The sequence below is a fragment of the Mycobacterium sp. NPDC048908 genome, from assembly GCF_043197955.1.
Taxonomy (GTDB): domain Bacteria; phylum Actinomycetota; class Actinomycetes; order Mycobacteriales; family Mycobacteriaceae; genus Mycobacterium.
Window position 1 is genome coordinate 583,519 of record NZ_JBICUE010000002.1, and the last position, 26,743, is coordinate 610,261.

The 26,743-nt window shown below is 66.3% G+C and carries 29 protein-coding genes; 19 read left to right on the forward strand and 10 right to left on the reverse strand.

All coding sequences use genetic code 11. The features are described from left to right. Window positions 1-22 precede the first annotated feature (22 nt). A complete protein-coding gene (locus tag ACGFK1_RS07430; RefSeq protein ID WP_393427585.1) occupies window positions 23-229 on the reverse strand; it encodes a hypothetical protein in 207 nt (68 codons plus the stop codon). A 142-nt stretch (window positions 230-371) separates the two neighbouring features. On the opposite strand from ACGFK1_RS07430, the gene ACGFK1_RS07435 reads away from it, so the two are divergent. Further along, the gene (locus ACGFK1_RS07435; RefSeq protein WP_393427586.1) at window positions 372-1,361 is read left to right on the forward strand and encodes a glycosyltransferase; all 990 of its coding nucleotides are present in this window, start codon (window positions 372-374) and stop codon (window positions 1,359-1,361) included. Then, entirely contained in the window at window positions 1,358-2,587 is a 1,230-nt protein-coding gene (locus tag ACGFK1_RS07440; RefSeq protein ID WP_393427587.1) for a glycosyltransferase, read from the forward strand. The genes ACGFK1_RS07435 and ACGFK1_RS07440 overlap by 4 nt, the downstream gene beginning before the upstream one ends. Window positions 2,588-2,592: 5 nt before the next feature. Here ACGFK1_RS07440 and ACGFK1_RS07445 read toward each other — a convergent pair whose 3' ends face one another. Then, a complete protein-coding gene (locus tag ACGFK1_RS07445; RefSeq protein ID WP_393427588.1) occupies window positions 2,593-3,462 on the reverse strand; it encodes a glycosyltransferase family 2 protein in 870 nt (289 codons plus the stop codon). Window positions 3,463-3,511: 49 nt separating this feature from the next. On the opposite strand from ACGFK1_RS07445, the gene ACGFK1_RS07450 reads away from it, so the two are divergent. From ACGFK1_RS07450 to ACGFK1_RS07490, 9 genes are read left to right on the forward strand one after another with little or no spacing between them, the layout of a single operon-like run. After that, window positions 3,512-4,495, forward strand: coding sequence for a UDP-glucuronic acid decarboxylase family protein (locus tag ACGFK1_RS07450; RefSeq protein ID WP_393427589.1), 984 nt, complete (start codon window positions 3,512-3,514; stop codon window positions 4,493-4,495). A gap of 10 nt (window positions 4,496-4,505) precedes the next feature. Next, complete coding sequence (locus ACGFK1_RS07455) at window positions 4,506-6,119, forward strand: carbamoyltransferase (protein ID WP_393427590.1); 1,614 nt, start codon at window positions 4,506-4,508, stop codon at window positions 6,117-6,119. After that, complete coding sequence (locus ACGFK1_RS07460; RefSeq protein WP_393427591.1) at window positions 6,116-7,624, forward strand: HAD-IIIA family hydrolase; 1,509 nt, start codon at window positions 6,116-6,118, stop codon at window positions 7,622-7,624. The genes ACGFK1_RS07455 and ACGFK1_RS07460 overlap by 4 nt, the downstream gene beginning before the upstream one ends. Continuing rightward, complete coding sequence (locus ACGFK1_RS07465; RefSeq protein ID WP_393427592.1) at window positions 7,621-8,643, forward strand: glycosyltransferase family 9 protein; 1,023 nt, start codon at window positions 7,621-7,623, stop codon at window positions 8,641-8,643. The genes ACGFK1_RS07460 and ACGFK1_RS07465 overlap by 4 nt, the downstream gene beginning before the upstream one ends. Beyond that, window positions 8,636-9,205 carry an SIS domain-containing protein gene (locus ACGFK1_RS07470; protein ID WP_393427593.1) on the forward strand — a complete coding sequence of 190 codons (570 nt, stop codon included), beginning with the start codon at window positions 8,636-8,638 and terminating at the stop codon, window positions 9,203-9,205. The genes ACGFK1_RS07465 and ACGFK1_RS07470 overlap by 8 nt, the downstream gene beginning before the upstream one ends. Beyond that, a complete protein-coding gene (locus tag ACGFK1_RS07475) occupies window positions 9,198-10,553 on the forward strand; it encodes a PfkB family carbohydrate kinase (protein ID WP_393427594.1) in 1,356 nt (451 codons plus the stop codon). The genes ACGFK1_RS07470 and ACGFK1_RS07475 overlap by 8 nt, the downstream gene beginning before the upstream one ends. A 19-nt stretch (window positions 10,554-10,572) precedes the next feature. Beyond that, a complete protein-coding gene (locus ACGFK1_RS07480) occupies window positions 10,573-11,259 on the forward strand; it encodes an SDR family oxidoreductase (RefSeq protein ID WP_393427595.1) in 687 nt (228 codons plus the stop codon). Continuing rightward, window positions 11,250-12,197: a glycosyltransferase family 9 protein gene (locus ACGFK1_RS07485; protein WP_393427596.1), complete on the forward strand. Its 948-nt coding sequence runs from the start codon at window positions 11,250-11,252 to the stop codon at window positions 12,195-12,197. Before ACGFK1_RS07480 ends, ACGFK1_RS07485 begins: the two co-directional genes overlap by 10 nt. After that, the gene (locus ACGFK1_RS07490) at window positions 12,194-13,492 is read left to right on the forward strand and encodes a UDP-glucose dehydrogenase family protein (protein WP_393427597.1); all 1,299 of its coding nucleotides are present in this window, start codon (window positions 12,194-12,196) and stop codon (window positions 13,490-13,492) included. Before ACGFK1_RS07485 ends, ACGFK1_RS07490 begins: the two co-directional genes overlap by 4 nt. On the opposite strand, the gene ACGFK1_RS07495 is transcribed toward ACGFK1_RS07490, so the two are convergent. Further along, the gene (locus ACGFK1_RS07495; RefSeq protein ID WP_393427598.1) at window positions 13,489-14,505 is read right to left on the reverse strand and encodes a DNA topoisomerase IB; all 1,017 of its coding nucleotides are present in this window, start codon (window positions 14,503-14,505) and stop codon (window positions 13,489-13,491) included. The genes ACGFK1_RS07490 and ACGFK1_RS07495 overlap by 4 nt on opposite strands. A gap of 268 nt (window positions 14,506-14,773) precedes the next feature. Between ACGFK1_RS07495 and ACGFK1_RS07500 the strand changes: the two genes are divergently transcribed. Both ACGFK1_RS07500 and ACGFK1_RS07505 read left to right on the forward strand, forming a co-directional pair. After that, window positions 14,774-15,205, forward strand: coding sequence for an ATP-binding protein (locus ACGFK1_RS07500; protein WP_393427599.1), 432 nt, complete (start codon window positions 14,774-14,776; stop codon window positions 15,203-15,205). Between the two features lie 62 nt (window positions 15,206-15,267). Next, the gene (locus ACGFK1_RS07505) at window positions 15,268-15,990 is read left to right on the forward strand and encodes an RNA polymerase sigma factor SigF (protein ID WP_393427882.1); all 723 of its coding nucleotides are present in this window, start codon (window positions 15,268-15,270) and stop codon (window positions 15,988-15,990) included. Here the strand turns inward: ACGFK1_RS07505 and ACGFK1_RS07510 are convergent. Continuing rightward, window positions 15,961-16,401, reverse strand: a complete 441-nt coding sequence (locus ACGFK1_RS07510) for an STAS domain-containing protein (RefSeq protein WP_393427600.1) — start codon at window positions 16,399-16,401, stop codon at window positions 15,961-15,963. The genes ACGFK1_RS07505 and ACGFK1_RS07510 overlap by 30 nt on opposite strands. A 262-nt stretch (window positions 16,402-16,663) precedes the next feature. On the opposite strand from ACGFK1_RS07510, the gene ACGFK1_RS07515 reads away from it, so the two are divergent. Then, on the forward strand, window positions 16,664-17,209 hold the full coding sequence (locus ACGFK1_RS07515; RefSeq protein WP_393427601.1) for an NTP transferase domain-containing protein: 546 nt from the start codon (window positions 16,664-16,666) through the stop codon (window positions 17,207-17,209). Here ACGFK1_RS07515 and ACGFK1_RS07520 read toward each other — a convergent pair. After that, window positions 17,206-17,517: a hypothetical protein gene (locus tag ACGFK1_RS07520; protein ID WP_393427602.1), complete on the reverse strand. Its 312-nt coding sequence runs from the start codon at window positions 17,515-17,517 to the stop codon at window positions 17,206-17,208. The two genes, ACGFK1_RS07515 and ACGFK1_RS07520, sit on opposite strands and share 4 nt — an antisense overlap. A gap of 16 nt (window positions 17,518-17,533) precedes the next feature. Between ACGFK1_RS07520 and ACGFK1_RS07525 the strand changes: the two genes are divergently transcribed. Continuing rightward, entirely contained in the window at window positions 17,534-18,229 is a 696-nt protein-coding gene (locus ACGFK1_RS07525; protein WP_393427603.1) for an SDR family oxidoreductase, read from the forward strand. A gap of 51 nt (window positions 18,230-18,280) precedes the next feature. Here the strand turns inward: ACGFK1_RS07525 and ACGFK1_RS07530 are convergent, their stop codons facing one another. Continuing rightward, entirely contained in the window at window positions 18,281-20,086 is a 1,806-nt protein-coding gene (locus tag ACGFK1_RS07530; RefSeq protein ID WP_393427604.1) for a biotin carboxylase N-terminal domain-containing protein, read from the reverse strand. 199 nt (window positions 20,087-20,285) lie between these two features. Between ACGFK1_RS07530 and ACGFK1_RS07535 the strand changes: the two genes are divergently transcribed. Next, complete coding sequence (locus ACGFK1_RS07535; RefSeq protein WP_393427605.1) at window positions 20,286-20,972, forward strand: acyltransferase; 687 nt, start codon at window positions 20,286-20,288, stop codon at window positions 20,970-20,972. Here the strand turns inward: ACGFK1_RS07535 and ACGFK1_RS07540 are convergent, their stop codons facing one another. Both ACGFK1_RS07540 and ACGFK1_RS07545 read right to left on the reverse strand, forming a co-directional pair. Next, entirely contained in the window at window positions 20,973-21,389 is a 417-nt protein-coding gene (locus ACGFK1_RS07540) for a SufE family protein (protein ID WP_393427606.1), read from the reverse strand. Beyond that, entirely contained in the window at window positions 21,386-22,273 is an 888-nt protein-coding gene (locus tag ACGFK1_RS07545) for a sulfurtransferase (protein ID WP_393427607.1), read from the reverse strand. The genes ACGFK1_RS07540 and ACGFK1_RS07545 overlap by 4 nt, the downstream gene beginning before the upstream one ends. Window positions 22,274-22,393: 120 nt before the next feature. On the opposite strand from ACGFK1_RS07545, the gene ACGFK1_RS07550 reads away from it, so the two are divergent. From ACGFK1_RS07550 to ACGFK1_RS07560, 3 genes are all read left to right on the forward strand, one after another. Next, entirely contained in the window at window positions 22,394-23,743 is a 1,350-nt protein-coding gene (locus ACGFK1_RS07550) for a nucleotide sugar dehydrogenase (protein WP_393427608.1), read from the forward strand. After that, the gene (locus tag ACGFK1_RS07555) at window positions 23,736-24,716 is read left to right on the forward strand and encodes an NAD-dependent epimerase/dehydratase family protein (protein ID WP_393427609.1); all 981 of its coding nucleotides are present in this window, start codon (window positions 23,736-23,738) and stop codon (window positions 24,714-24,716) included. Before ACGFK1_RS07550 ends, ACGFK1_RS07555 begins: the two co-directional genes overlap by 8 nt. A 214-nt stretch (window positions 24,717-24,930) precedes the next feature. After that, the gene (locus ACGFK1_RS07560) at window positions 24,931-25,737 is read left to right on the forward strand and encodes a hypothetical protein (RefSeq protein ID WP_393427610.1); all 807 of its coding nucleotides are present in this window, start codon (window positions 24,931-24,933) and stop codon (window positions 25,735-25,737) included. 103 nt (window positions 25,738-25,840) lie between these two features. Here ACGFK1_RS07560 and ACGFK1_RS07565 read toward each other — a convergent pair whose 3' ends face one another. Together ACGFK1_RS07565 and ACGFK1_RS07570 are read right to left on the reverse strand one after the other, a co-directional pair. Continuing rightward, on the reverse strand, window positions 25,841-26,485 hold the full coding sequence (locus ACGFK1_RS07565; protein ID WP_393427611.1) for a Maf family protein: 645 nt from the start codon (window positions 26,483-26,485) through the stop codon (window positions 25,841-25,843). Then, window positions 26,482-26,727, reverse strand: coding sequence for an acyl-CoA carboxylase subunit epsilon (locus ACGFK1_RS07570; protein ID WP_393427612.1), 246 nt, complete (start codon window positions 26,725-26,727; stop codon window positions 26,482-26,484). The genes ACGFK1_RS07565 and ACGFK1_RS07570 overlap by 4 nt, the downstream gene beginning before the upstream one ends. Window positions 26,728-26,743 lie beyond the last annotated feature (16 nt).

A 26,743-nucleotide genomic window follows, 5' to 3' on the forward strand; every position in this document is an offset into this window, starting at 1 on the left:
TTTTGACCACCATTCGCATCTGTCACGACAGGTCGACCTCGTCGTCATCGGGATCGAGCTCGACCGTCTCGAGTTGCTCTTGCCAATCGGCGGCCGTCGCCTCGAGCGGCGGGGTGTCCGGTGGCTCGGCCGCAGCCTCTTCGTCGAGCACCGGTTCCCTCACCGTCCTGCTCTGCTCGACCGCGTCGGCGACGGGCACGTCGTCGGCAAAGTCTTTGCTGTCTGGCATACCGGCCGGAATACCCCTTCTGATCTTGCCGAAAACCGGCTGACAGCATGGAGTCGTCCAGGATGCGAAAGGAGTGTAGCCACTTCGCGAAGAGTCGGTCACTCGGCCTTTACCTGAGAAGCGCTTCGGGTAAGCGGTTCGCATGTCGGAACCTGGTGCCAGCCGAAATGTGCTGGTGTGGCATGTGCATGGGTCTTGGACGGAGGCGTTCGTCGCTGGCAGGCATCGCTATCTCCTACCCGTCACCGACGCCAGGGATGCATACGGCCGCGGCTTGTGTGGCCGCAATTGGCCTACTGCACACGAGATTCCGTCGTCGCAGCTGCGCGTCGAAGACATCGATCTTGTGGTCTTGCAGCGAGCGGATGAGATCGAACTGGCGACGCGGTGGTTGGGTCGCAGACCCGGCATCGACGTTCCGGCGGTCTTCGTCGAACACAACGCGCCCCGGCCCTTCGCCGTCGACAGCGTGCACCCATTGGCGGCCCGCGACGACATCCCGCTGATCCACGTGACCGATTTCAACGAGTTGATGTGGGACAACGGCATGGCGCCGACACGCGTCATCAACCACGGCATCCCCGACCCCGGGCATCTGTACACCGGCGAGATCGCCGCGGCGGCCACCATGATCAACGAGCCGCGCAGGCGCTGGCGCACCGTCGGCGCCGATCTGCTGGACGAACTGTCACGACACGTTCGAATCGACGTGTGGGGCATGGCAAGTGAGGCGATGTCGCATGGGGGGCGAGTGTGCGGAAAAGGCGACGTGCAGGCGCCGCGGCTACTGCATCAGGTGGCCAGGCGGCGGGTTTACCTGCATACCGCGCGCTGGACCTCACTCGGTCTTTCCCTGATCGAGGCGATGTTCCTTGGCATGCCGGTGGTGGCGGTGGCATCCACCATGGCGCCGTTGGTGGTGCCCCAAGAGGCAGGGGTGGTCAGCGCCGACGTCGCAACGCTGGCCCATGCGCTGGAGGGATTCGTCACCGACTTCCCGGCCGCTTGCGCGGCGGGCAAGGCGGCGCGTGACTTCGCGATGACGCACTTCGCGCTCGACCGCTTTCTCGCCGAGTGGGACGACGTCATCGAAAACACATCCGGACAGCACTCGAAAGGAGGGTCCCGATGAAGATCGCCATGGTTTCTGAACATGCCAGTCCACTGGCGGTGCTCGGCGGCGCGGATGCCGGCGGGCAAAACGTGCACGTCGCAGAATTGTCGTCGGCGATGACCCGCCGTGGTCACACGGTGACGGTCTATACCCGGCGTGACGATCCCACGCTGCCGGAACGTGTCGAGATGCCGCAGGGATACACGGTGGTACATGTGCCGGCAGGACCCGCCGAACATCTGCCGAAGGACGAATTGCTCCGTCACATGGGTCCGTTCGCTCAATTTCTGGACGCGGAATGGAGCGTGGTCCGGCCAGACGTAGCGCACGCGCACTTCTGGATGTCGGGGATAGCGACTCAACTGGCGGCCCGCCATCTCGAACTGCCCGCGGTGCAAACGTTTCACGCGCTCGGCGTGGTGAAACGCAGGCATCAAGGTGCCAACGACACCAGTCCCAGCCAGCGGCAGCATCTGGAGGCCGCGGTGGCTCGCGGGGCATCATGGGTCGCTGCCACCTGCACCGACGAGGTTTTCGAGTTGGTCAGGATGGGGCGATCGCGCGCCAGGATGTCCGTCGTGCCGTGCGGAGTGGACGTGGACGTGTTCACCCCTGACGGGCCTGTCGCACCGCGCGGCGACCGGCATCGCATCGTCAGCGTGGGAAGGTTCGTGCCCCGCAAGGGTTTCGACGTGGTCGTGAGGGCGCTACCCGCGATCCCCGACACTGAACTGGTCATCGTCGGTGGTCCGGAGAAGCCGGAGCTGAGTTCGGATCTCGAGGCGTGTCGGTTGTTGACCCTCGCCGACGAACTCGGCGTTGCCGACCGCGTACACCTGTACGGATCTGTTGCGCGCGGCGACATGCCCGCAATTCTGCGGTCGGCCGACGTGGTGGCGTGCACGCCATGGTACGAGCCGTTCGGCATTGTTCCGCTGGAGGCGATGGCGTGCGGTGTCCCGGTCGTCGCGTCTGCGGTCGGCGGGATGCTCGACACGGTCGTGCACGACGTGACCGGCCGACTGGTCAAGCCGAAGAGCCCCATTGACGTGGCCCTGGCGGTCAAACAACTGATGCGCGACGAGTTCCTGCGCCAAAGCCTGGGCGCCGCGGGTCGCGATCGCGCGAAGGCGCGCTATTCATGGGACCGAATCGCTGCTGACACCTTACGGATCTATGACCGGTTGGTGCCCGCCGAACAACCGGTGTCGGCCCCGTCGGCAGCGAAGCTCTCGTCGGGATGACGGCGTCATTGCGACTCCAGCACGGCCAGCGCTTGTTCCACACTGGCTGGCAGCGGTCTGCGTTCGTTGACGACATCCGGCAGCCGCAGGATCGCCTCGATGGCGGCTCGCGCGTGCTCGCGGTCCCTCAACGCGGCCTGCAGCAGCACCCGGGAGGCTTTGACGCAGTTGACCATTGGACGTCGCAGCCACGTGGTCAGAACCGCATTGCGCAGTGCGCGAGCGTCCTGTGCCGCGGTGCTTTCCCGCACAGTGGACGGCTGGTGGATCGCAGTGAGAGCTGGGCAGTAGCACAGATCCCAGCCGAGCGCCGCCATGTCGACGGCGAGCAATTCCTCTTCGCCCCGGAAGTGCAGGATCTCGCTGAAGCCGCCTGCGGACTCGAACGCCCGCTTGCGCACCATCGAGGCACAGCTCATGAAGCCGAGCACCGAGGGACCCGGCAGATCGGAGCGGCGGCCGAGTGGGCTGGCAGCCAACTGGGAGCTGAAGGGGTCTTCCCGGCGCTGCGGCCAGACCATTGTGCGCGCGGCGATCAGGCCCAGCGACGGGTACTGGTCGAACAGCGCGGCGCCGATCGCAGGGGACTCGGGTGTCCACCAGGAGTCGTCATCGCAGAACGCGACATACGGGGTGCGGGCAGCACAGACCCCGACGTTGCGGGCCACCGCCCCAAGGTTCTTCTCGAGCTCGATGACCCGCAGGCGGCCGGCGGACATGGCCGCGACGCGATTCATGACGGCCACGGAGTCGTCGCGGGAATCGTTGTCTACGAGAATGATTGGACACCGTGTGCTATCGAGAAGCTTGGCCACCGTCGTGGCGAGTTCGAGCGCGCGGTTGCGGCTGGCGATGACGAACGACGTGCTGGCCATGGCATCCATAACGGTGCCGCCTACCCACGGCAGCGGAGGACAAACACCAATGCATGAACTCAATCGCGTGATGGTGACGGGAGGCGGCGGGTTTCTCGGCGCCCACCTTTGCGCACGTCTGCTCGACGATGGGGCGGAGGTGTTCTGCGTCGACAACCTGTCCACCAGCGCTCCGACGGCGGCCAACGCGTTTCTCGGTAGGCCCAACTATCACTTCGTCCGGCACGACATCAGCGACCCGCTCACCGGCGCGCACATCGACGTCGACACGGTGCTGCACTTGGCCTCGCCGGCGTCACCGGTCGATTATTTGCGGCTGCCGGTCCAGACGTTGCGCACCGGCGCGCTCGGCACCGCCAATGCGCTTGACATCGCCGAGCGCTGCAAGGCACGCATGGTGTTGGCCTCGACCAGCGAGGTCTACGGTGACCCGTTACAACATCCGCAACCCGAAACCTATTGGGGCAACGTCAATCCTGTCGGCCCACGCAGCGTCTACGACGAGGCGAAGCGGTTCGCGGAGGCCTTGACGTTCGCGTATCGGCGAGTGCGCTCGGCCGATGTGGGCGTGGCGCGCATCTTCAACACTTACGGCCCTGGCATGCGCGCCGACGACGGCCGCATGGTCCCGACATTCTGCGAGCAGGCCCTCGCAGGAGAACCGATCACGGTCACCGGCCGCGGCCAACAGACCCGCTCACTGTGCTACGTCGATGACACTGTCGATGCGTTGGTCGCGCTCGCCCGATCCGATTACCCGGGCCCGGTCAATGTGGGAAACCCCCACGAGCTGTCGGTGCTGCACATCGCCGAACTCATCCGCGACCTCGCGGACAGCCAGTCGGAGATCCATTTCCTTCCCGCAGCCGAAGACGACCCGCAGCGACGCTGCCCGGATATCACCGTGGCCCGTGAACAGTTGCAGTGGCGGCCGCTGGTCGACTACCGGACGGGGTTGGAGCTCACCGTGAAATGGTTCCGCGCCCAGCGTGGCACGGAAATGTCGACATCCGCTGCGTTGCAGCGGAGTTAGGAGATCCGGCGTGCGCATACTCGGAATCAACGCGGTGTTCCACGACCCCGCCGCGGCGCTGGTCGTCGACGGTGAAATCGTCGCAGCGGCGGAAGAGGAACGGTTCTCGCGACGCAAGCACGGCAAACAGGCAGTGCCGTTCTCCACCTGGGAGCTGCCGATCCAGTCGGCGCAATGGTGTCTTGTGCAGGCCGGGCTGCGCCCGTGCGACCTTGATGCCGTTGGGTATTCGTACGACCCACGCCTGATGCAGGGGGCCGACACCACCGACGGCGGACTGGACCGCGACTGGGAATATCTGCGCACCATGTACGCCGAGCGGGCACCGCAGTTCCTGCGGTCCGCGCTACCCGGACTCGACCCCGGGATCGTGCGGCACGTTCGCCATCACGTCGCGCACGCGGCGTCCAGCGCGTTGGCGTCGCCGCACCCCGACTGTGCGGTGCTGGTCGTCGACGGCCGCGGCGAGCGCACTTCGATGTTGGCGGGCAGCTTCACAGACAGCAAGATCGACGTCCTCGCTACTCAGGCGCTGCCCCACTCGCTTGGACTGCTGTATGAAGACCTGACCGAGCATCTGGGTTTCAAGCGGTCTAGCGACGAGTACAAGGTGATGGCCATGGCGTCCTACGGCGAGCCACGGCTCGCAGACCGCTTTCGCGAACTCGTCTATGCCACCGGAACTGGCGGCTTCCGCACCGAGCCGGTGGACTGGAACGAGTTCGGCCCGCGCGGTGAACAGAATTTCGACTTGGCCTGCAGCGTGCAGCGAGTGGTCGAAGAGGTGCTCGCCGACCTCGTCCACTGGCTGCGGCAGTGCACGGAATACGAAAACCTTTGTTTGGCAGGGGGAGTGGCGCTCAACTGTGTGGCGAACTCCAAGCTGTGGCGGCACGGCGGATTTGACAACGTCTGGGTGCAGCCTGCCGCGGGTGACGCCGGGACCGCGTTGGGGGCCGCTCTCGCCCTTGCCGGCGAGGCGGGCGAACCGATCGTGCCGATGCCAACCGCGCAACTGGGCCGCGGATTCTCCGAGGACCAAATCGAGTCCAGTCTGCGGGAGGCCGCATTGCCCTATGAGCGCCCGGTCGACTACGCGGCGGCCGTCGGCGATGCACTTGCCGACGACCAGTTGGTCGGCTGGTTCCAGGGCCGCGCGGAATTCGGACCGCGCGCCCTCGGCGGACGCTCGCTGCTGGCGGACCCGCGCAACAGCGCAAACCTGGAGCGGCTCAACACGGTGAAGGGGCGTGAGCAGTTCCGTCCCGTCGCCCCGATGGTGCTCGCCGAACGCGCAAGCGAGATCTTCTCGGGCGGACCCATTCCGAGCCCGTACATGCTGTTCGTGCACGACGTCGCAGACGAGTGGCGTGCCAGGATCCCTGCCGTCACCCATGTCGACGGCACCGCGCGGGTGCAGACCGTCGACCGAACCGACGCGGTGCTGCACGCGACCATCAGTAGGTTCGCCGAGCGCACCGGTGTACCGGTGGTCGTCAACACCAGCTTCAACACCTCGGGCCGACCGATGGTCGACAGCCCACGCGACGCACTGGAATGTTTCGGCAGCGCGCCGATCGACGTGCTGGCGATCGGTCCGTTTCTGGTCAGGCGGCCTCGATGACGGACTTCGCCATCGTGATACCGACCATCGGGCGGAAATCGCTTCACCGCCTGCTGGCAGAGCTCGAGGGCTCCGCCGGGCCGCGCCCAACAGAGGTGATCATCGTCGACGACCGCGTCGACACCGCGGCGCCGTTGCGCGTGGAGTCGAGTCTGCCCGTTCGGGTGCTGGGAAGCGGTGGCCATGGGGGCCATGGTGGCCGTGGCCCTGCCGCGGCCCGCAACGTGGGCTGGCGTGCCACCGGCTGCCAGTGGATCTGCTTCCTCGACGATGACGTTGTCCCGCAAGCGGATTGGCTCAACGCGTTGGCCGATGATCTCACCGATGCCGACGAGGACGGCGCCGTCGGATCGCAGGCCGTCGTCGAGGTGCCGCGCGTGGCGGGCCGGAGGGCGACTGACGACGAACGCCGTACCCAGCGACTGGCCGGAGCCAAGTGGATCACCGCCGACATGGCGTATCGACGCTCGGCCCTGGTCGCTGCTGGCGGATTCGACGAACGATTCCCCCGCGCATATCGGGAAGACTCCGACTTGGCGCTGCGAATCACGATGTCGGGCAACCACATTGCCGACGGAGCACGCCGATGTACCCATCCGGTGGCCACTGCGACGCCATTGGCCAGCGTACGTGCCCAGATCGGCAACCGGGACAACGCGCTGATGCGTCGCAAACACGGAAGGGCGTGGCGCGCGGCAATCGGCGAGGGGCGAGGCCGGATGCCCGCCCACGCGCTGACCTGCCTGGCAGCCGTGGTCGCAATGATCGCGTCCGCGACCGGTTGGTGGCGCGTGGCCAGGCTCTCGGCCGAGCTCTGGTGCGCGCTGACAGCGGAGTTCGCGGTGCGTCGATTCTGGGCGGGTCCGCGCACCATGGTCGAAGCCGGCCGAATGACGTTGACCAGCATCCTGATTCCGCCCGCGGCGGTCGGGAATCGGCTTTACGGGGAATGGATTTTCCGGTCGGCGCGCCGCGACCCTCCGCTGGCGGTCCTGCTGGATCGCGACGACACCATCATCGAAGACAGCCCCTACCTCAACGATCCCGACGGGGTCCGGCCGGTCCCTGGCGCGCTCGACGCGCTGGGGCGGTTGCGTGACCGCGGGCTGCTGCTGGCCGTGGTGACCAACCAGTCCGGCGTCGCCAAGGGTTTGATCACCGACGACCAACTGAAGGCCGTCAACGCGAAAGTCGATGCGGTGCTCGGGCCGTTCGACTCCTGGCAGATCTGCACGCACGACGAAGGCGACGGCTGCCGATGCCGCAAACCCGCGCCGGGCATGGTGGAAGCGGCCGCCGATGCGCTCGGCGTCGATCCCCGCCGGTGCGTGATGATCGGTGACACCGGCGGCGACGTCGAGGCGGCGCTTTCGGCAAACGCGGACGTGGTGCTGGTGCCGACAGGACGGACTCGACTCCGAGAGGTCCTCGACGCCAAATCCCGCGCCCGAGTCGCCGACACGCTGAGCGATGCGGTGGCGCTTGTGCTGAAGGACTGCCGGTGAACCGCGCGGTGGTGGCCAGGCTGGACAGCGCCGGTGACGTGTTGATCACCGGTCCAGCGGTGCGCGCCGTCGCGGCCGCGCATGACGGCGTCACATTTCTGGCGGGTCCGAGGGGCCGCGCCTCTGCCGGGTTGCTGCCGGCAGTCGACGACATCATCGAATGGCAGGCGCCATGGGTCGACTTCGACTCGCAGGATCTGACTGCAGCCCATGTCGATTCGTTGGCCAAGTTGCTGCGCGACGCGGCGCCGAGTCGGGTCTACATCTTCACGTCGTTTCACCAGTCACCGCTGCCGCTCGCGCTGATCTGTCGGATGGCCGACGTTCCATGGGTCGGCGCGATCTGCGAGGACTATCCAGGCACGCTTCTCGACCTGCGTCACCACGTCGAGCCGGGGATCCCGGAACCTGAGCGAGCCCTTTCCCTTGTCCGCGAGGCGGGCTGCGAACTGCCCTGCGGTGACGACGGCGGACTGGCTGTGCGTGAGCTTCCTGCGCTGCCGGACGACATCGCCGGAATGCTCGGCAGCACACCGTTTGTGGTGTTCCACCCGGGCGCGGCGGTGCCTGCCCGCCGACCGAGCGCAGCGCGCAGCGCGCAGATGGTCACCGCCCTGGCCGCCGCCGGCCACCGGGTGGTCGTCACCGGTGACGAGTCCGAAAAGGCGCTCACCGCAGCGGTGGCGGGCACCAACGGCGTGGACCTCGGCGGGCGAACCACCTTGGCCACCCTTGGCGCGGTGTACGCGGCGGCACGCGCTGTGGTGACACCCAACACAGGGCCTGCACACCTGGCGGCGGCGGTCGGTGCACCCGTGGTGTCGCTGTTCGCACCCGTCGTGCCCGCCTCGCAGTGGAGCCCATACGGCAGAAACGTCATCCGGCTCGGCGACCAGGACGCCCCATGCCGGGAAACCCGCGCCCGCACATGTCCTGTGCTCGGCCATCCGTGTCTGAACGGAATCACCGACGCCGAACTGCTGGCAGCGGTCGACCGATTGGAGGGTCATCGTGATTGAAACGCATATCTCCGCCCTGGCGACAGCGGTCGGCCAGATCGGTTCCGAGGCGGCGCGCCTCGAGTCGTGGGGCAGGCGGCTCGCAGCCGTACTCACCTCCGGCGGCCGCCTACTGGCGTGCGGTAACGGCGGCAGCGCGGCCGAGGCGCAGCACCTGACCGCCGAACTGGTCGGTCGGTTCCGCGATGAGCGGATACCGCTGTCCGCCATCTCGTTACACGCCGAGACATCGGCGCTGACCGCGATAGCCAACGACTACGGCAGTGACGAGATGTACGCCCGAGGGGTGCGGGCACACGGAAGGCCGGGCGACATCCTGGTCGCGCTGTCGACCAGCGGAACGAGCCCCAACGTGTTGTGTGCCGTCAAGGCGGCACACGAGACGGGGCTGACCACATGGGCACTGTCCGGGCCCGCGCCCAACCCGTTGGCGGCCATGTGCGACGACGCGGTCTGCGTCGAGGCCCCGACAGGCGCGACGGTGCAGGAGATCCACCTGTTGCTCGTGCATGCGCTGTGCATCGCGGTGGACGAAGTGCTGCTGGGAGCCGGCCATGCCTGAACCGATCGTGATCGTCGGTGATTCCATGCTCGACGTCGACATCGAGGGCAGCGCAACCCGCCTCAGCCCCGAGGCACCGGTCGCCGTCGTCGACGCGAAGCGGGTATGGCACCGCCCAGGGGGCGCCGGACTGGCCGCGGTGCTGGCCGCGCGCGTCGAATCCGATGTGGTGTTGGTGACCGCGTTGGCCGACGACCCCGACGGGCAGGCGCTGGCCCGGCTGCTCACCTCGGCAGGCGTCAAGGTGGTCCGATTACCGTTGTCCGGTAACACTGTGTGCAAGACCAGGATCCGGGCCGCCGGCCAGTCGATGCTTCGGCTGGACCACGGCGACGGGATGGCCGACTGCGACTCGGTGCCGGCGCCGGTGGCCGCGGTGTTACAGCACGCGAAGGCGATCTGCGTTGCCGACTACGGCCGCGGTGTCGCCTCCCATGCAGGCATCCGGGACGCGTTGACCGCCGCGACCGAGCGAGTGCCCGTCGTGTGGGATCCCCACCCGCGCGGCGCCGCTCCTGTGAAAGGGTGTTGGCTGGTCACCCCGAACGAGGCCGAAGCGGCTGAGGATTCAGCCGATGCACTGAGAACACGGTGGGCGGCCAGGGCCGTCTGCGTGACGCTGGGATCACGTGGCACGCTGCTCGCGACGGAGGATGCCAACACATTCATCCCGGTGCCCGCGGTCCCGGCAGGCACCCGCAGCGACACCTGCGGCGCCGGGGACCGGTTCGCGATTGCTGCGACACTCGCCCTCGCCGCCGGTGACGACGCCGAGGCGGCAGCCACCGCGGCGGTCGACGCGGCCACCCGATTCGTCGCTGCGGGCGGCGCCACGGGCGTGTCGACCTCGGTGCCGATCGGCGGAAGCCATTCGGCGGCAGGCGAATTCGATGCGATCACCGGTGACGTCAACACCGTGCGGGACAGGCTGCGCAGCCGCGGCGGCACACTGATCGCCACCGGCGGGTGCTTTGACCTTCTGCACACCGGCCACGTCCGTCTGCTGCGCGACGCCCGACAACTCGGTGACGCGTTGGTGGTGCTGCTGAATTCCGACGCGTCGGTGCGGGCGCTGAAAGGCCCGCGGCGACCGGTGATGCGAGCCGAGGACCGGGCACGGGTGTTGTCCGCGCTGGCCTGTGTCGACGCCGTGATCATCTTCGACGAACACTCGCCGGAAACAGTGTTGGAACAACTGCGTCCCGATGTCTGGGTCAAGGGCGGCGATTACACCGATGCCGACCTACCCGAGGCCGAGGTGGTCCGCCGCCACGGCGGTGAAGTGGTGCTGTTGCCGACCGTATCCGGTTACTCGTCGTCCAACCTGATCGCCACCGCGCGGTCATAACGAATAAAAGGAGCCTTCGATGGGATTGGGCAATGTAATCATCACGGGTGGGTCGTCGGGTCTCGGCGCGGCGACAGTGCGGTCTGTCACCGAACACGGTGGGACTCCGCTGGTGATCGATCAGAAGACCCCTGCCGCGGATGTCGCGTTCGCGCAAGCGGATCTGGCGGACACCGCCGCCGTTGACGCGGCCGTGCGTTCACTTGCCGAACGCGTCGACGGGCAGGTACATGGCCTGTTCACCGCGGCTGGTATCGACTCGTGCGGCAAGCTGGCCGATGTCGCGGCCAAGGACTGGGAACGCGTCATCCACGTCAATCTCCTCGGCACGGCGGCGGTGGTCCGCTCGGCGCTGCCGTACCTGACGAGCACTGGCGGCACGATAGTCACCTGCGCATCGACGCTCGGAATCAAGGCCGTCAGCGACGCAACTGCCTACTGCGCATCCAAATTCGGAGTTGTCGGATTCACCCGCGCGCTGGCCGCCGAACTGGCAGGCGAGGTCGGGGTGACGATGCTGATTCCCGGCGGCATGCACACGCCGTTCTTCGATGGTCGCGACGAGCAGTACAAGCCGCCACCCGATGCGAAACTCAACAACCCCGAGCATGTAGCCGAGACAGTGGTGTTCGCGCTGTCCCAGCCTTCGGGCTGCGAGGTGCGCGAGATGGTGGTGTGTGCGTCGACGGAGTCGTCGTGGCCGTAACCGGGGCGCAGGACACGGTTTTGGCGCTGCGTGCCCTAGGGCTCGGTGACCTGCTGACGGGTGTGCCCGCCCTGCGCGGACTGCGCAGGGCATATCCCGACGCGCGCATCGTGCTGGCGACGCCAGAGCGATACCGCGAACTCGCCCTGCTGTCCGGCGCCGTCGACGACGTCGAGCCCACGCCAGGCGTAGGGCAGGTGCGTCCCCAGCCTGAACCGCCCGCACTCGCCGTCAACCTGCATGGCAGCGGGCCGGAGAGCATCGCAGATCTCGTCGCGCTGCAGCCACGCGCCCTGCTGACGTATCGGCACCGCGCGTATCCCGGCCTGTCAGGCCCGCCGTGGCGCACCGACGTGCACGAGGTCGACCGTTGGTGCGGCTTGTTGGAATGGGCCGGGATCGCCTGCGACCCAGAGGATCTCGAGATCCCGCGGCCCACCGGTTACCCGGACCGGTCCGGTGCGGTGGTGATTCACCCTGGCGCCGCCTACCCCGCTCGACGGTGGCCCGCCGAGAGGTTCGCCGAGGTCGCCGCCGCGCTGCGCGACATGGGTCACGAAGTCCTGATCACCGGAGACGCCAAAGAGATCGACCTCGCCGACGCCGTCGCCGCGGGTGCGGGCCTGCCGCGATCGTCGGTACTTGCAGGCACTCTCGGGTTGCTTGAACTGGTCGCGTTGATCGCCGACTGTCGGCTGTTGATCTGCGGCGACACCGGTGTCGGGCACATCGCCACCGCGACGGGCACACCGTCGGTGTTGCTCTTCGGCCCGACACCACCGAACTACTGGGGACCGCGCGGTTCCGGTCCGCATATCGCCGTGTGGGCAGGGGATCGCGGCGATCCGCACGGCGACCGACCCCACAGCGGGCTGCTACTGATCACCGTGTCGCGAGTGCTCGATGCGACCGAGAGTCTGTTGAAAGACTGCGCGTGAGCACCCGCAGGATCGCAGTGGTCGGTGCAGGCTACGTCGGCCTCACCACCGCGGTATGTCTTGCCGAACGCGACCACGACACCGTATGCGTCGACATCGATGCCGGTCGTGTCGAGCAGTTGAACCGAGGCGTTGCGCACATCGACGAACCCGGCCTAGCACTACTGCTGAGACAGGGCCTGGAGCACGAGACACTGAGATTTAGTTGCGAATACGCCGATCTGGCCGACCGCGAGGTGGTGTTCGTCTGCGTACCCACCCCGAGCGGTTCCGACGGGTCGGCGGACGTCAGTGCCGTCGACGCGGTGGTCGATCGGTTGCGGTCGGTGTTGCGCCGCGGCGCCGTCATCGCGCTGAAGTCGACGGTCCCGGTCGGCACGACGCGGCGCATCGACCAGAGGTTGTCGGCGGCCGCGATCCGGGCGGTGTCCGTGCCCGAATTCCTGCGTGAAGGCCACGCGGTCTACGACTTTCGTCATCCAGACCGCATCGTGATCGGCACTGACGACCAGGATTCGGCCGACAAGCTCGTCGAGGTGTTCGGCGCGGGCCCCGCGACGTTGCGGATGACCCCGGAAAGCGCGGAACTCTCCAAGTACGCCAGCAATGCGTTTCTGGCCGTGAAGATCTCGTATGCCAACTCGCTCGCGCGGCTGTGCGCCCGCGTCGGCGCGAACATCGCAGATGTCACCCGCTGCATGGGCGCCGACGTGCGCATCGGCCAGCATTTTCTGCAGCCCGGCCCCGGTTGGGGCGGTTCGTGTCTGCCCAAGGACACCGCCGCGCTGCTGCACACCGGACGGCTCACCGGCGTCGTGCTACCCGAGGTCGAATCGGCACGGGTGACCAACGCCGCGCAACCGGGCCGCATCGCCGCGGCGCTGAACTGCAGCCTGCCCACCCCGCTGCCACGCGCACGGCTCACCGCGCTGGGCTTGACATTCAAGGCAGGCACCAGCGACGTGCGAGATTCACCTGCCCTGACCATCTGCGCCGAACTGGCGGCCGCCGGCGCGCAGATCACCGGATACGACCCGAGGTTGGCGTCCATCGACCTGACCCAGTTGCGCCGATCGGCGATCACGGCGGTCGACGACCCCTATCTGGCTGCCAAGGCCGCCGACGCGATCGTGGTGCTCACCGAGTGGCCCGAGTTCCGGGAACTGAACTGGCAGCTGATCGCCGAACAGGCGCCAGGCGCCGTGGTGGTCGACACCCGCAACCTGCTCGACGGCGCCGCGCTGCGCGACGCGGGCTTGACCTACCTTGGTAACGGAACCCCGACCGGCTTCTAGCCTTTCGCCACTTTGCGGATCAGCCGCGCGGTGCTGCTCTCCAGAATCGCCTGCCGCTCAGGGGGTTTCTTGCTGCGGTTCGCCCGCCGCACGCCCGCGGCGATGGTCAGCCCGGCCTCGTACCCCTGGACGACGCGCGGATCGACGTACGACGACCGGGCAACGGCCGGGGTGTTGCCGAGTTCCTCGGCGACCTCCTTCATCACCGCGGCTTCCACCCGCTTGATCACCGTCTTGTTGACCGGCGGGTCCGCGTCGACGAACGCGGCCGCCCCGAGTACCGTGCCGTGCCACGTCCGAAGATCCTTGACCGTGTATTCGTCGCCGACGAGTTCCTTGAACCGGGCATTGAGGTCATCGGCGTGTAGGTCGACCCAACCGGACCGGTTGCGGCACACCAAGAATCGATCAGACCCGCGCCGGCCGCGCACAAGTGCGCGCACCGAGCGGACCACCTCGTCATCCTCGATCAGCAGCGTCCGACGCACACCGCTTTTGGCCGGATAGTCGAACTCGACCGCCTGCTTGTGTAACGCCACGTGTTCGCAGAGCAGGGTTGCGATCCCGTACGAGTTGTTTTCCTCGGCGTACTGCTCACCGCCCGCCCTGAAGTAGCCGAGGTCGAGCAGGAGCAAGGCAAGCGCGAGGATCCGGTCGCGCTGCAGGCCGCGGCCGCGAAGGTCAGCCGCGATGCGCCTGCGCATGTCGGGCATGGCGGCCGACATCTCAAGCACCCGATCGAATTTCTCCTCGTTGCGCTCCTCCTGCCACTTCTGGTGGTAGAGGTACTGGCGGCGCCCTGCCGCGTCGATGCCCACCGCTTGGATGTGGCCGTTCGGGTGGGGACAGATCCACACCCTCCGCCACGCTGGCGGGATGACCAGTGCCTTGATGCGCTCCAGCGTTGCCTGGTCGGTGACCGGTGCGCCGTCGTGATCCTGGTAGGAGAAACCTTTGCCGCGGCGCACCCGGTGTATCCCAGGGGCGCCGACGGAGCTACGGCGAAGTTTCATGTTTGGCGAGCAACGAGGAATGGGTACTGCACGTGGACCATGGTTGAAGGGAAAGCGATGGGCGCTGCGCGGGATTTCTCGGCATCGGCGTCACTGCATCATCAACGTCATCAGCGCCAGTCCGGGGTGCGACCGCGTGTCCTGCATGCGGACGTATTACCCCGCCACCAGCGCCGTCACACGTTTTCACTAATCTGTCGTCGGAGCGTCAGTGGCTAGCTCAGATGCGGCCTGGGGTAGTGTCGCCAAGAAATTCCCGGGAGGTCAGATGGCTGGCGCGAGCACAGACATTGGGCAAGAGCGAAGCGCCCGATCCGTCGAGCTCCGGGTCGCCGCAAAGCTGGAGAATCTGGCAGTGCTGCGCACCCTCGTCGCCGCCGTTGGGACATTCGAGGATCTCGACTTCGACGCCGTTGCCGACCTGCGACTCGCGGTGGACGAGGCCTGCACCCGGCTGATTCGATCGTCCGTCCCCGACTCCACACTGTTGCTAGTGGTCGAGCCGCGGGACGACGCGGTCGTCATCAACGCGTCGACCACATGCAAGAGCCCGGACATTCTGGCGCCTGGCAGTTTCAGCTGGCATGTGTTGAGTTCGTTGACCGATGAGGTGCGCACCTTCCAGGACGGGCAAAGCCCGGCGGAGCAACCGGTGGTCGGGATCTCGATGACGACGAGGCGAGCGAGTTCGCTGCGGTGAGTCCGTCGTCGGCCCAGGGTTCGGCGTCGCGCCCGAACTCTGAATACGCGGACGTCGCTGACATGTTCCGCGAACTCGAAGCACTGCCGGAATCCTCCGCGCAGTTCCAACGCCAACGGGACCGAATCGTCGAGCGGTGTCTTCCGCTGGCCGACCACATCGCCCGTCGGTTCGACGGACGCGGTGAGCCGCGTGACGATCTCGTGCAGGTGGCCCGCGTCGGTCTGGTCAATGCGGTGATCCGGTTCGACGTGCACGCCGGCTCGGATTTCGTGTCTTTCGCGGTGCCGACGATCATGGGTGAGGTCCGCAGGCATTTCCGCGACAACAGCTGGTCGGTCAAGGTGCCGCGCAGGCTCAAGGAATTGCATCTGCGATTGGGGGCGGCGACCGCCGAACTGTCTCAGCGACTCGGCCGCGCACCGACCGCAACCGAACTCGCTGCCGAATTGGACATGGACCGCGACGAGGTGATCGAGGGTCTCGTCGCGGGCAGTTCGTACAACACGCTGTCTATCGACAGCGGCGGCAGCGGCAACGAAGACGCGCCTGCGATTGCCGACACGCTCGGCGACATGGATCTGGGTCTGGATCAGATCGAGAACCGAGAAGCGTTGCGGCCGTTGCTTGCTGCGCTACCGGAGCGCGAGCGGACCGTGTTGCTGCTGCGGTTCTTCGAGTCGTTGACACAGACCCAGATCGCCGAACGGGTCGGCATCTCGCAAATGCACGTGTCCCGTTTGTTGGCGAAATCGCTAGCGCGACTTCGGGACCAGCTGCAGTAGCCTGCGCGGCTCACCCTGCACAGCGGCAAGCGCCGCGTCGACGCCGTCGCGAATCGGCAACGTCGAGTCGGGATCGCAGATCCGCATCAGCCTGGTGACGGCCGGGCTGGACGCCAAGGCCCACTCGATCTTTTCTGCGGCGCAACGGACGTTCAGGGTGTGCAGGGCCGAGAAGCCCGCGGTACCGAAGAAGTCCACGTCGGTCAGGTCCAGCACTAGGCGATCAAGATGCGCGGCATGCCGCAGGGCGTAGTCGACGAACTGCTGCACGTTGGCCGCATCGAGCTCGCCGTGAGCCGCGATCACCGCCATTGACGGTTGCAGCCACCGGGTGGCGAAGTGCGCCGTGTGGCAGTTGGTGGGTTCGATGAGAGAGCCCGGCGAAGCCGGACCAGTGTCTGGGGTGGACATTGTGACTCCATCAGTCGGAATGCGTGATTCGTACTGTGGTTCACGTCAAATAATTAGGCCCTGCGTCCTCAAAGCCTCGCTACAAGGCGGGGTTTTCTACCCTGCGCGTCGTCTGACGCTCCCAGTGGGGCTGTGAACTCAACCTGATTCGACCTTACGCCGGTTCGCGACCGAACCGCAATTGAACGGTGAGGTTTCTCAATCCTCCAGGTCAGCTCCGCAAAGCGGACATCTTGCCGCCCTCGTGTTTCACACTGGTCACATGTCGGAAAGAGTCGCCGGGGTGCTACTTGCCGCGGGCGCAGGGACTCGGTACGGCAAGCCGAAGGTGCTTGCGGCCGACGGCCACTGGCTTCGCTCGTGCGTCGCGGCACTGGCAAACGGAGGGTGCGACGACGTGGTCGTCGTGTTGGGTGCCGCAGAGGTCGAGGTGCCCGCGCCGGCCCGGGCGGTCATCGCGCAACAGTGGCGGCAGGGCCTCAGCGCGTCGGTGCGGGCGGGCATTGATGCCGTGGCTGCCGCCGACGCCGACTATGCGGTGTTGCACGCCGTCGACACGCCCGACGTTGGCGCCGACGCCGTGCGACGGGTGCTCGACGCTGCGCGGTCGTCGGTGTCGGGGGTGGCCCGCGCCCGCTACGGCGATCGGCCGGGGCATCCGGTGGTCATCGCCCGCAGGCACTGGCCTGATCTGCTCTCGGCCCTGCACGGCGACGAGGGTGCCCGGCCGTTCCTGGCCGATCGCGATGACGTGACCGCGGTGGACTGTGCCGATCTCGCGTCGGGGCAGGACATCGACACCCGCTAGAGGCTATCGGCGAAGCGCTGAACGGCCCCTGCGGCGGCGTGCGCAGCCTCGGAGTGGCCCGGGCGCGCCCGCGACGCGATTCCTCCGGTAGCGGGCTGCAACGTCACCTCGGCGAGCAATTCGCCCGTCGTCGGCTCGCAGACCGCCCACGAGTACGTCGCATCCGACTTCCAGTCGGCAGCGCGGCGCCCGACGTAGTCGGCATCGGTTTCGCCAAGTACTGCCAGCGCGGGCCGGTCGTCGATGCGGTCGTCCGCACGCAAAGCACGCAGATACCAAGCACCGGCATTGATTTCGACGGGGTCCACGCGTCTGATGGTAGGCATGAAGATCACGGTTATCGGCGCGAGCGGTCTCATTGGAGCGAAGGTGGTCGATCTGTTGGCCGCGGACGGACACGATGTGGTTGCCGCGTCCCGCCGAACAGGTGTCGACGTGTTGACAGGCGACGGGCTTGCCGACGCGCTCAGTGGCGCCGACGCGCTTGTCGACGTCCTCAATTCGCCGTCATTCGACGACGATCCGGTGATGGAGTTCTTCACGAAGTCGACCACCAACCTCGTCGTCGTTGCGGCACGCGCGGGTGTCGGCCATTACGTCGCGCTGTCGATCGTCGGTATCGACGGGTTGCCCGGCAGCGGCTACGCGCGGGCAAAGGTGGTGCAGGAGAAGATCATCACCGAATCTGGTCTGCCGTACACCATTCTGCGGGCCACACAGTTCGTCGAGTTCACCGACGCCATCACCGAGTCGATGACCGTCGGCGACGAGGTGCATGTTCCCGATGCGCTGATCCAACCGGTCCCCGCGGACGACGTCGCCGGGGACGTCGCCAGGGCGGCCGTCGCTGCGCCGCTTAACGGCGTCGTGAACATCGGTGGGCCGCAGAAGATTTCGTTCGAACAAATGGCCCGCGACACGCTGGCTCGGCGGGGTGAGGACAAGACCGTCGTCGTCGACCCCACGGCACGCTACTTCGGCGCGCAACTTGCCGAACGCAGCCTGGTGACGCCGGACTGACGGTGATTTGTCTGCGTTCAGGAGCGTTCAGCGCTCGCTAACGCAGACACATCACTTGATTTCGGCAAGGACGGTGCCCTGGGTGATCGCGGCGCCCGCCTCGACGGCGAGCCCGGTGATCGTGCCGTCCTTGTGGGCGGTGACCGGGTTCTCCATCTTCATCGCCTCGAGCACGACAACGAGGTCGCCTGCGGAAACCTGTTGTCCCTCCTCGACGGCCACCTTGACCACGGTGCCCTGCATGGGCGCGGTCACCGCGTCACCTGAGGCGGCAGCACCGGCGTTCGCATTACGCTTGCGCGGTTTGGGCTTCTTGCGGATGACAGGAGAACCCGAGCCGCCGCCTCCACCGGACCCCCCGCCGATCGCGAGGTCGCCGGGCAGCGACACCTCCAGCCTGCGACCGCCGACCTCGACGACCACGGTCTGTCGCGGAACGGTGTCCTCTTCCTCGATCGGATCACCGCCGGTGAACGGTTCGACGGTGTTGTTCCATTCCGTCTCGATCCAGCGGGTGTGCACGGTGAATCCGTCCGCATCGCCGATGAACGCGGGGTCGGACACGATCGCCCGGTGGAACGGGATCACGGTGGCAAGACCCTCGACGTTGAACTCGGCAAGGGCGCGGCGGGAGCGCGCCAGCGCCTCATCACGGGTGGCGCCGTAGACGATCAGCTTGGCCAGCATCGAGTCGAACTGCCCGCCGATGACCGAACCGCTCTCCACGCCCGAGTCCAACCGGACACCCGGACCGCTCGGCGGCTCGAACTTGGTGACCGGTCCTGGGGCGGGCAAGAAGCCCCGGCCGGCGTCCTCGCCGTTGATCCGGAACTCGATGGCATGCCCTCGCGGTGTCGGGTCCTCGGTGATGTCCAGCGTCTCACCGTTGGCGATCTTGAACTGCTGCAGCACCAGGTCGATGCCCGCGGTCTCCTCGGTGACCGGGTGCTCGACCTGGAGGCGGGTGTTGACCTCGAGGAAGGAGATCAGGCCGTCCTGGCCGACCAGGTATTCGACGGTACCGGCGCCGTAGTAGCCGGCCTCCTTGCAGATGCGCTTGGCCGATTCGTGGATCTCCTTGCGCTGCGCGTCAGTCAGGAACGGCGCGGGCGCCTCCTCGACCAGCTTCTGGAAGCGGCGCTGAAGGGAGCAGTCGCGGGTACCCGCGACGATGACGTTGCCGTGCTGATCGGCGATCACCTGCGCCTCGACGTGGCGGGGCTTGTCGAGGTACCGCTCGACGAAGCACTCACCGCGACCGAACGCCGCGACGGCCTCGCGGGTCGCCGACTCGAACAGTTCGGGGATCTCCTCGATGGTGCGGGCCACCTTCATGCCGCGACCACCACCACCGAAGGCCGCCTTGATCGCGACGGGAACGCCGTACTCCTCGGCGAACGCGACGACCTCGTCGGCGTTCTTGACCGGATCAGGGGTGCCCGGCACCAGCGGCGCCTTGGCGCGTGCCGCGATGTGGCGGGCGGTCACCTTGTCGCCGAGGTCGCGGATGGACTGCGGGCTCGGCCCGATCCAGATCAGCCCGGCGTCGATCACTGCCTGCGCGAAATCGGCGTTCTCGGAAAGGAATCCGTAGCCCGGGTGGATCGCGTTGGCGCCGGACTTCTCCGCAGCGTCGAGCAGCTTCTCGAATACCAGGTAGGACTCCGCGGAGGTCTGCCCGCCGAGCGCGAAGGCTTCGTCGGCCAGCCGTACGTGAGGCGCGTCGGCGTCAGGTTCGGCGTACACAGCCACGCTCTGCAACCCGGCGTCCTTGACTGCCCGGATCACCCGGACCGCGATCTCCCCACGATTGGCGACAAGCACCTTGGAGATCTTCGAGCTGGCGTGACTAGGCACTTCGCCTCCTGACGGCAGGTTCTCTAAGAAAGGTCTTTAAGAATGTAGCGCCTCGCAGTTTAAGGGGCCTGACTGCCCGGCCCACCCGCGGGTGCGGCGCGGCGCGAGCAAATACGCGGCGGGTTTGGCCGGTTGCCCGCCGCCGGAGATATGGTGACTGCTGATCCAGGAGTTAGCTGAGGCTAGTGAGGGAGCACTGTTGTTCGTTGAACCGCAAGCGTCCGACCCTGAAGTGATCGCCCGCAAGCGCGAAGTAAACCCCAAAGTGCGTATTCCACCGAAGATGGAGTGGGTGACCGAGCCCGACGGTCGCATCGTCAACTACAAGCTCGAAGGTGAGACCCTGTTCCACCGCATCCGCGATGTGTATGTGGCGTACTTCTACAACACGGTCATCACCTACATCCCGTTCCATTTCATCCGGCTGGGATATCTGCGACTGTTCGGGGCGAAAATCGGCAAGGGCACCGCGATCTGCCGGGGCACCGGCGTCTGGTTCATTCCCTACATCGTGATCGGTGACCGCGTCTCGATCGGCTTCCGGTGTCTGCTGGACGCCAGGGCCGGGATCGCGATCGGCGACGACGTGGTGATCGCCAGCGACACCCAGATCATCGCGGGCGGCCACGACATCAACCACCCCAACTTCGTGCCCGCGCCGAATCCGCCGGACCCCATCGTGATCGACGACCATGTGTGGATCGGCAGCCGGGCGATGATCCTGCCCAGCCTGATCGGCAGGGGCGCAGTGGTGGCCGCGCACTCCGTGGTGAACAAGGAGGTTCCGCCGTTCGCGATCGTCGGCGGGGTGCCCGCCAAGGTGATCGGTGAGCGGAACAAGGACGCGCTGCAGTACAGCGGCAAGTACAAGTTGCCGTTCTTCTGATCAGGATTCGCGTAGCCGGCGCTTGATCCGGGCCAGCATTGCTGACATGCCGCGCAGCCGCAGCGGACTGATCAGGGCGGCCAGCCCCAGATCGGAGTAGAAGTCGTCGGGCACGGCGATGATGTCGTCGGCGGATTGCTTGTCGAGACCGGCCGCCAGAATGGCCGCGAAACCACGGGTGGTCGGTGCCTCCGCGGGCGCACTGAAGTACAGCCGCACCTTGCCGCGGTCGGCCGCGTCGACGTGAAGAAACAGCGGCGACTGGCATTCGGGTACCGGCTCCATCGCCGCCTCTTCGAGATCGGCTGGCAGCGGCGGCAATTCGTTGGCGAACTCCAGCAGCAGGGCTAGCTTGTCCTGTCCCTGTACTTCCTGGAAGTCCGAAACGACTTCGGCCAGCGCGGCCGGCACACTCACGGCGCGCTTCCGGGTTCTTCCCCAACGGCGACGGGGACCCGCACCGCGTTACCCCATTCGGTCCACGAGCCGTCGTAATTGCGCACACCGGGCTTGCCCAGCAGATGGGTCAGCACGAACCAGGTGTGGCTGGACCGCTCGCCGATGCGGCAGTACACGACGGTCTTGTCGTCGGGCTCGATGAAGCCGTACAGCTCGTCGAGTTCCTTGCGGTTGCGGAACCGGCCGTTGTCCTGGGCGGCCTTACCCCAGGGAATGGACCGTGCGGTCGGGATGTGGCCGCCGCGCAGCGCGCCTTCCTCCGGGTAGTCGGGCATGTGGGTGCGCTCGCCAGTGAACTCCTGCGGCGACCGGACATCGATCAGCGGTTGCTTGCCCAGGATCTGCAGCACATCGTCCTTGAAGGCGCGGATTTCGGCGTCGTTGCGGTCGACGACCGGGTAACCGGTGGTCTGCTTGGCCGGTACGTCAAGCGTGGTCTCACGGCCGTCGGAGATCCACAGGTCGCGGCCGCCGTCGAGCAAACGCACGTCGGGATGGCCGAACAAGGTGAACACCCACAGCGCGTAGGCGGCCCACCAATTGCTCTTGTCGCCGTAGACGACGATGGTGTCGTCGCGGGAGATGCCCTTGCGGTTCATCAGGTCGGCGAACTGCTCGCCGTTGATGTAATCGCGGACGTGGGGGTCGTTGAGGTCGGTGTGCCAGTCGATCTTCACGGCGCCAGGAATATGGCCGGTGTCGTAGAGCAGCACATCTTCGTCGGACTCGACGATGGCAAGTCCCTGGCGGCCCAGATTGCCCGATAACCAGTCGGCGGTGACCAGGCGTTCGGGGTGGGCATATGACTGCAGGGCGGGATCTGGATCAGCAGGCAGCGGCACACTACGAGTTTACCCAGGCGGCATGCGAAACAGCACCTGCCCAATGCTGCATATGCGCGACGGCGACGTATTGTGTGCACTTGTCTTCGCAACGTCCTTGCGCTAGGAACTTGAGGAATGATGGCTGAGCCAGCAAATTACGACGTGGGAATCGTCGGACTCGGTTTTGTGGGGTTGACTTTGGCGACCGTTCTCGCTGAAGCCGGCGTCTCGGTGATCGGCGTGGAAAAGCGGCCGGACATTGTCGAGATGACCAACGCCGGCACACCTCACTTCACCGAGACGGGCCTGCCCGACGCGTTGGCCGGTGTGACCAGGTCGAAGAAGTTGGTGGCCGCGGAGCGCTTCGACGACAGCTTCACCTGCGACACCTACATCATCACCGTCGGAACGCCGTTGTCGGCCGAGGGCGTGGCGCGTCTGGACATGATCGAGGCGGCGGCCCGTGACATCGCCGAGAACATGCGCGACGGCGCGTTGGTGCTCCTGCGGTCCACCGTGAAAGTCGGCACGACGCGCGACATCGTGGCGCCAATTCTCGCCGCGAGCGGAAAGAAATTCGATATCGCGATGTGCCCGGAACGCACGCTGGAAGGCAAGGCGCTACAGGAATTACGTGAATTGCCGCAAATTATCGGCGCCGACAATCCGGCGGTCGCCGATCGTGCCGCCGCGCTATTTCGGCGGCTCACTATTTCGATTGTTCAGGTGGCCGATATCGAGACCGCCGAGATCATCAAGCTGGTCAGCAACACGTTCCGGGATGTGCAGTTCGCGTTCGCCAACGAGGTCGCTCGGGTGTGCGACGCGTTCGGCGTCAGCGCGCATGAGGTGATTTCCGCGGGCAAGCTCGGTTACAACCGCACCAACATCCCGTTGCCGGGCCTGGTCGGAGGTCCGTGCCTGGAGAAGGACCCGCACATCCTGATGGAGAGCGCGCGCTCCCGCGGCATCGAGATGGAGATAACCACCGCGGGCAGGTTGGTCAACGAACGTCAGCCCGAGGAGACCGTCCAGTTCATCAGTAGCGAGATCAGGCGTCGAAACCTGGCGGCATCGGACCCGCTGAAGATCAACATCCTCGGCATGGCCTTCAAGGGACTACCCGAAACCAGCGACCTACGCGGTTCGATGTCGATCAAGGTGCTCGATGCGTTGAAGAAGGCGCACCCCGACGCCGAGATCGGTGTGTACGACCCGATCACCTCACCGGAGGTACTTGCCGCCGAGTTTCCCGACGAGAAGGTGTTCAACCGGTTCGGCGATGCGGTCAGTGGGGCGTCGGTGGTGGTGATCGCCAACAATCATCCGTCGTTGGGCACCATCGGTCCGCGCACCATCACCGAGTTCATCAGCCCCAACGGGTTCGTCTTCGACTACTGGAACCACTTCAGCCACTTGCCGGCATCGGAACTCGGTGACTCGTATTTCGCGGTTGGCCGCAGCGGATGGGCGCCCATCGATGGCTAGCCGCGTGGTCGTCACCGGTGGTGGCGGCTTCATCGGCGCTTACCTGGTCAAGCGCCTCGTGCGCGACGGCTGGGACGTCGCGGTGGTCGACAACATGGTGCGTGGTGATGCCGGCCGGTTCGCCGAAGTCGCCTCGCAGGTAGAGCTTTTCACGTGCGACGTGCGTGACCAGGATGCGCTGACGAAAGCGTTCAAGGGCGCCGAGGTCGTCATGCACCTGGCCGCGGTCAACGGCACCGAGAACTTCTACACCCAACCGGAACTCGTACTCGACGTAGGGCTTCGTGGTGCGCTGGCCGTGACCAACGCCGGGCGCGAGGCAGGCGTACCCGACTTGATCGTCGCCTCTACCGCCGAGGTGTACCAGACACCGCCGGTGATACCGACACCGGAGACGGTTCCGCTGATGTTGCCGGACAGCCTCAACCCCAGGTATTCGTACGGCGGCGGCAAGATCGTCAGCGAGTTGATCGCGTTCAACTACGGCCAGGACCACTACCGTCAGGTGCAGGTTTTCCGGCCGCACAACGTCTTTGGGCCCAACATGGGCTGGAAACATGTGGAGCCGCAGTTCATTCTGCGGGCGCTGGGTTGCCAGGATGCAGGCGACAAGGCATTCCCGATCCAAGGTGACGGCACCGAGACGCGGTCGTTCTGTTACGTCGACGACGTCGTCGAGGGCATCCTGACGATGTACGAAAAGGGCGGGCACCGCGAGGTTTACCACATCGGCAGCGATGAGGAGATCACCATTCGCGAGCTGGCCGCGCGCATCGGCAAGATCGTCGGCATCGACTTGGACGTCCGGCCCGGTGCGCTGCAGCAGGGTGGCACCAAGCGTCGCTGCCCGGACATCTCGAAGATGCGAGCGCTGGGCTGGTCGCCGGTGGTCGGCCTCGACGAGGGTTTAAAGCGCACGGTCGGGTGGTATCGCGAGAACCGCGATCTGGTGCCCGCCAACGACCTGATGTAGCGGTTGTTCGGCGCGAGCAGACGCAGAAACGTGCAGTGAAGCGCCCCTGCGTACGTTTCTGCGTCTGCTCGGCGAAGGGAAGTTATCCACAGATCGGCCAATTCCCGTGCCTCGCAGGCTCGGCGGGCGCCGATGATTCTTGGATGCATGCTGCGGCGTTGGCCCTTTTGGATCAGTCGGCGGCTTCGCCACCACCACACAGCTACTCACTGTCATGACGCGCGAGAAGCTGTTGGTCGAAGTTCGCAACGGTGGATTGGCACGTGTCTGGTATGGCGTTTACGCAGCGTCGACACCAGATCTCCTCGGCCGGCTCGCCGCTTTGGATGTGTTCATGGGGCAGCCAGCCGTCGCGTGTATGGGTACCGCGGCAGGCCTGTACGGCTTCGACCTGGAGAACACCGAATGTGTTCATGTGCTTGATCCCGGCGTCCGAATGCGGTCGACCGTCGGCTTGATGGTGCACCAGCGGGTGGGGGCACCGCTTCAGCGCATAGCAGGACGGCTTGCGACGGCGCCGGCTTGGACCGCCGTTGAGGTGGCGCGTGCGCTGCGGCGGCCACGAGCTCTCGCCGCGCTTGATGCCTCCCTGCATTCGACGCGGTGCACCCGCGAGGACCTGGAAAACGCCGTCCGGGAACAGAAGGGACGCCGCGGCATCGTCCACGTGCGCGAGCTGCTGCCATACGCCGACGGCCGCGCAGAATCGGGGATGGAGAGCGAGGCACGCCTGGTGATGATCGATTACGGCGTGCCGTTGCCGGAGTTGCAATATGAGATCCAGGGGCGCGACGGGACATATCGTGTGGACTTCGCCTGGCCCGAGCAACGTCTGGCCGCAGAGTACGAAAGCTTCGCGTGGCATTCGGGGCGAACCGAGATGGTGCGCGACAAGAAGCGCTATGCCGCTGTGCAGGAGGTGGACTGGACGCTGGTGCCGATCGTCGTTGATGATGTAAGGCGCCAACCATGGCGCCTTGCCGACCGATTGCTTCACCACTTGTCGCGTCAAGCGAGTTAGCCCGCCCCGAGCGCGAGCAGACACAGAAACGTGCTCTCGCGGCGCTGAGCGTACGTTTCTGCGTCTGCTCGCGCTACGAGATCTCGCGCTACAAGATCGCGCGCTAGGCGGTGAGCGGGTTCGCGGCCCAGAGTTCGCGTATTGACACGCCCGCGAGTTCGAGCAAGCGCCTCGTCAGCGGCAGGCCGATGCCGATGACGGCCGACGGGTCGCCGTCGACGCCGTCGATGAACCAGCCGCCGAGACCGTCGAGCGTGAATCCGCCTGCGACCGCAAGCGGTTCGCCGTGTGCGACATACGCCTCCAGGTCACCGGGGGAGGGCACACCGAAGTTGACCGTGGTGCGTGTCGCGTCGTCGGCGCGATAGGTGATCGTGTTGTCGCGCACGCGAAGGACGCAATGCCCGGTGTACAACTGGCCGGACGCGCCCGCCATCTGCCGCCAGCCCTCCAGCGCCGCGGCTGCTGAAGCCGGCTTGCCCATCAGCAAGCCGTCGCGATACAGCATCGAATCACAGCCCACCACAACGCAATTTGCTGCTACGGCCCGAGGGAGAACATGCGCGACGGCTTCTGCCTTGGCTGCGGCCAACGCCGTTGTGACTTCTCCCGGAGTGGCCGCGGGGTCAAGCCCGTCGACCACGGCGTCCTCGTCCACACCGGAAACGATGACCAGTGGATCAATCCCCGCCTGGCGCAACACCTTACGACGACCCGACGAGGCCGACGCCAGCACCAGCCGGGTCATTTCCGCATGTGCGTCCGCTCCAGCAGCGTCACCCGCTGCCAACTGAAGACGTTGTAGCGCAACCGGTCCACCGGATGACCCCAGAGGTTCTGCTCTTGTTCGCGCGGCTCTTCGGGTGTCCCAGCAGCGGCCGCGAAAACGGCCATCACCGCGGCGAGTTCTTCCTCGGTCGGTTCGCCCTTGACCACCTTGATGTGCGCCTCGTGGGCGTGCGGATCGGCGACCTGGTCTTGGATGCTCATGTTTGTCGGTTCGCTC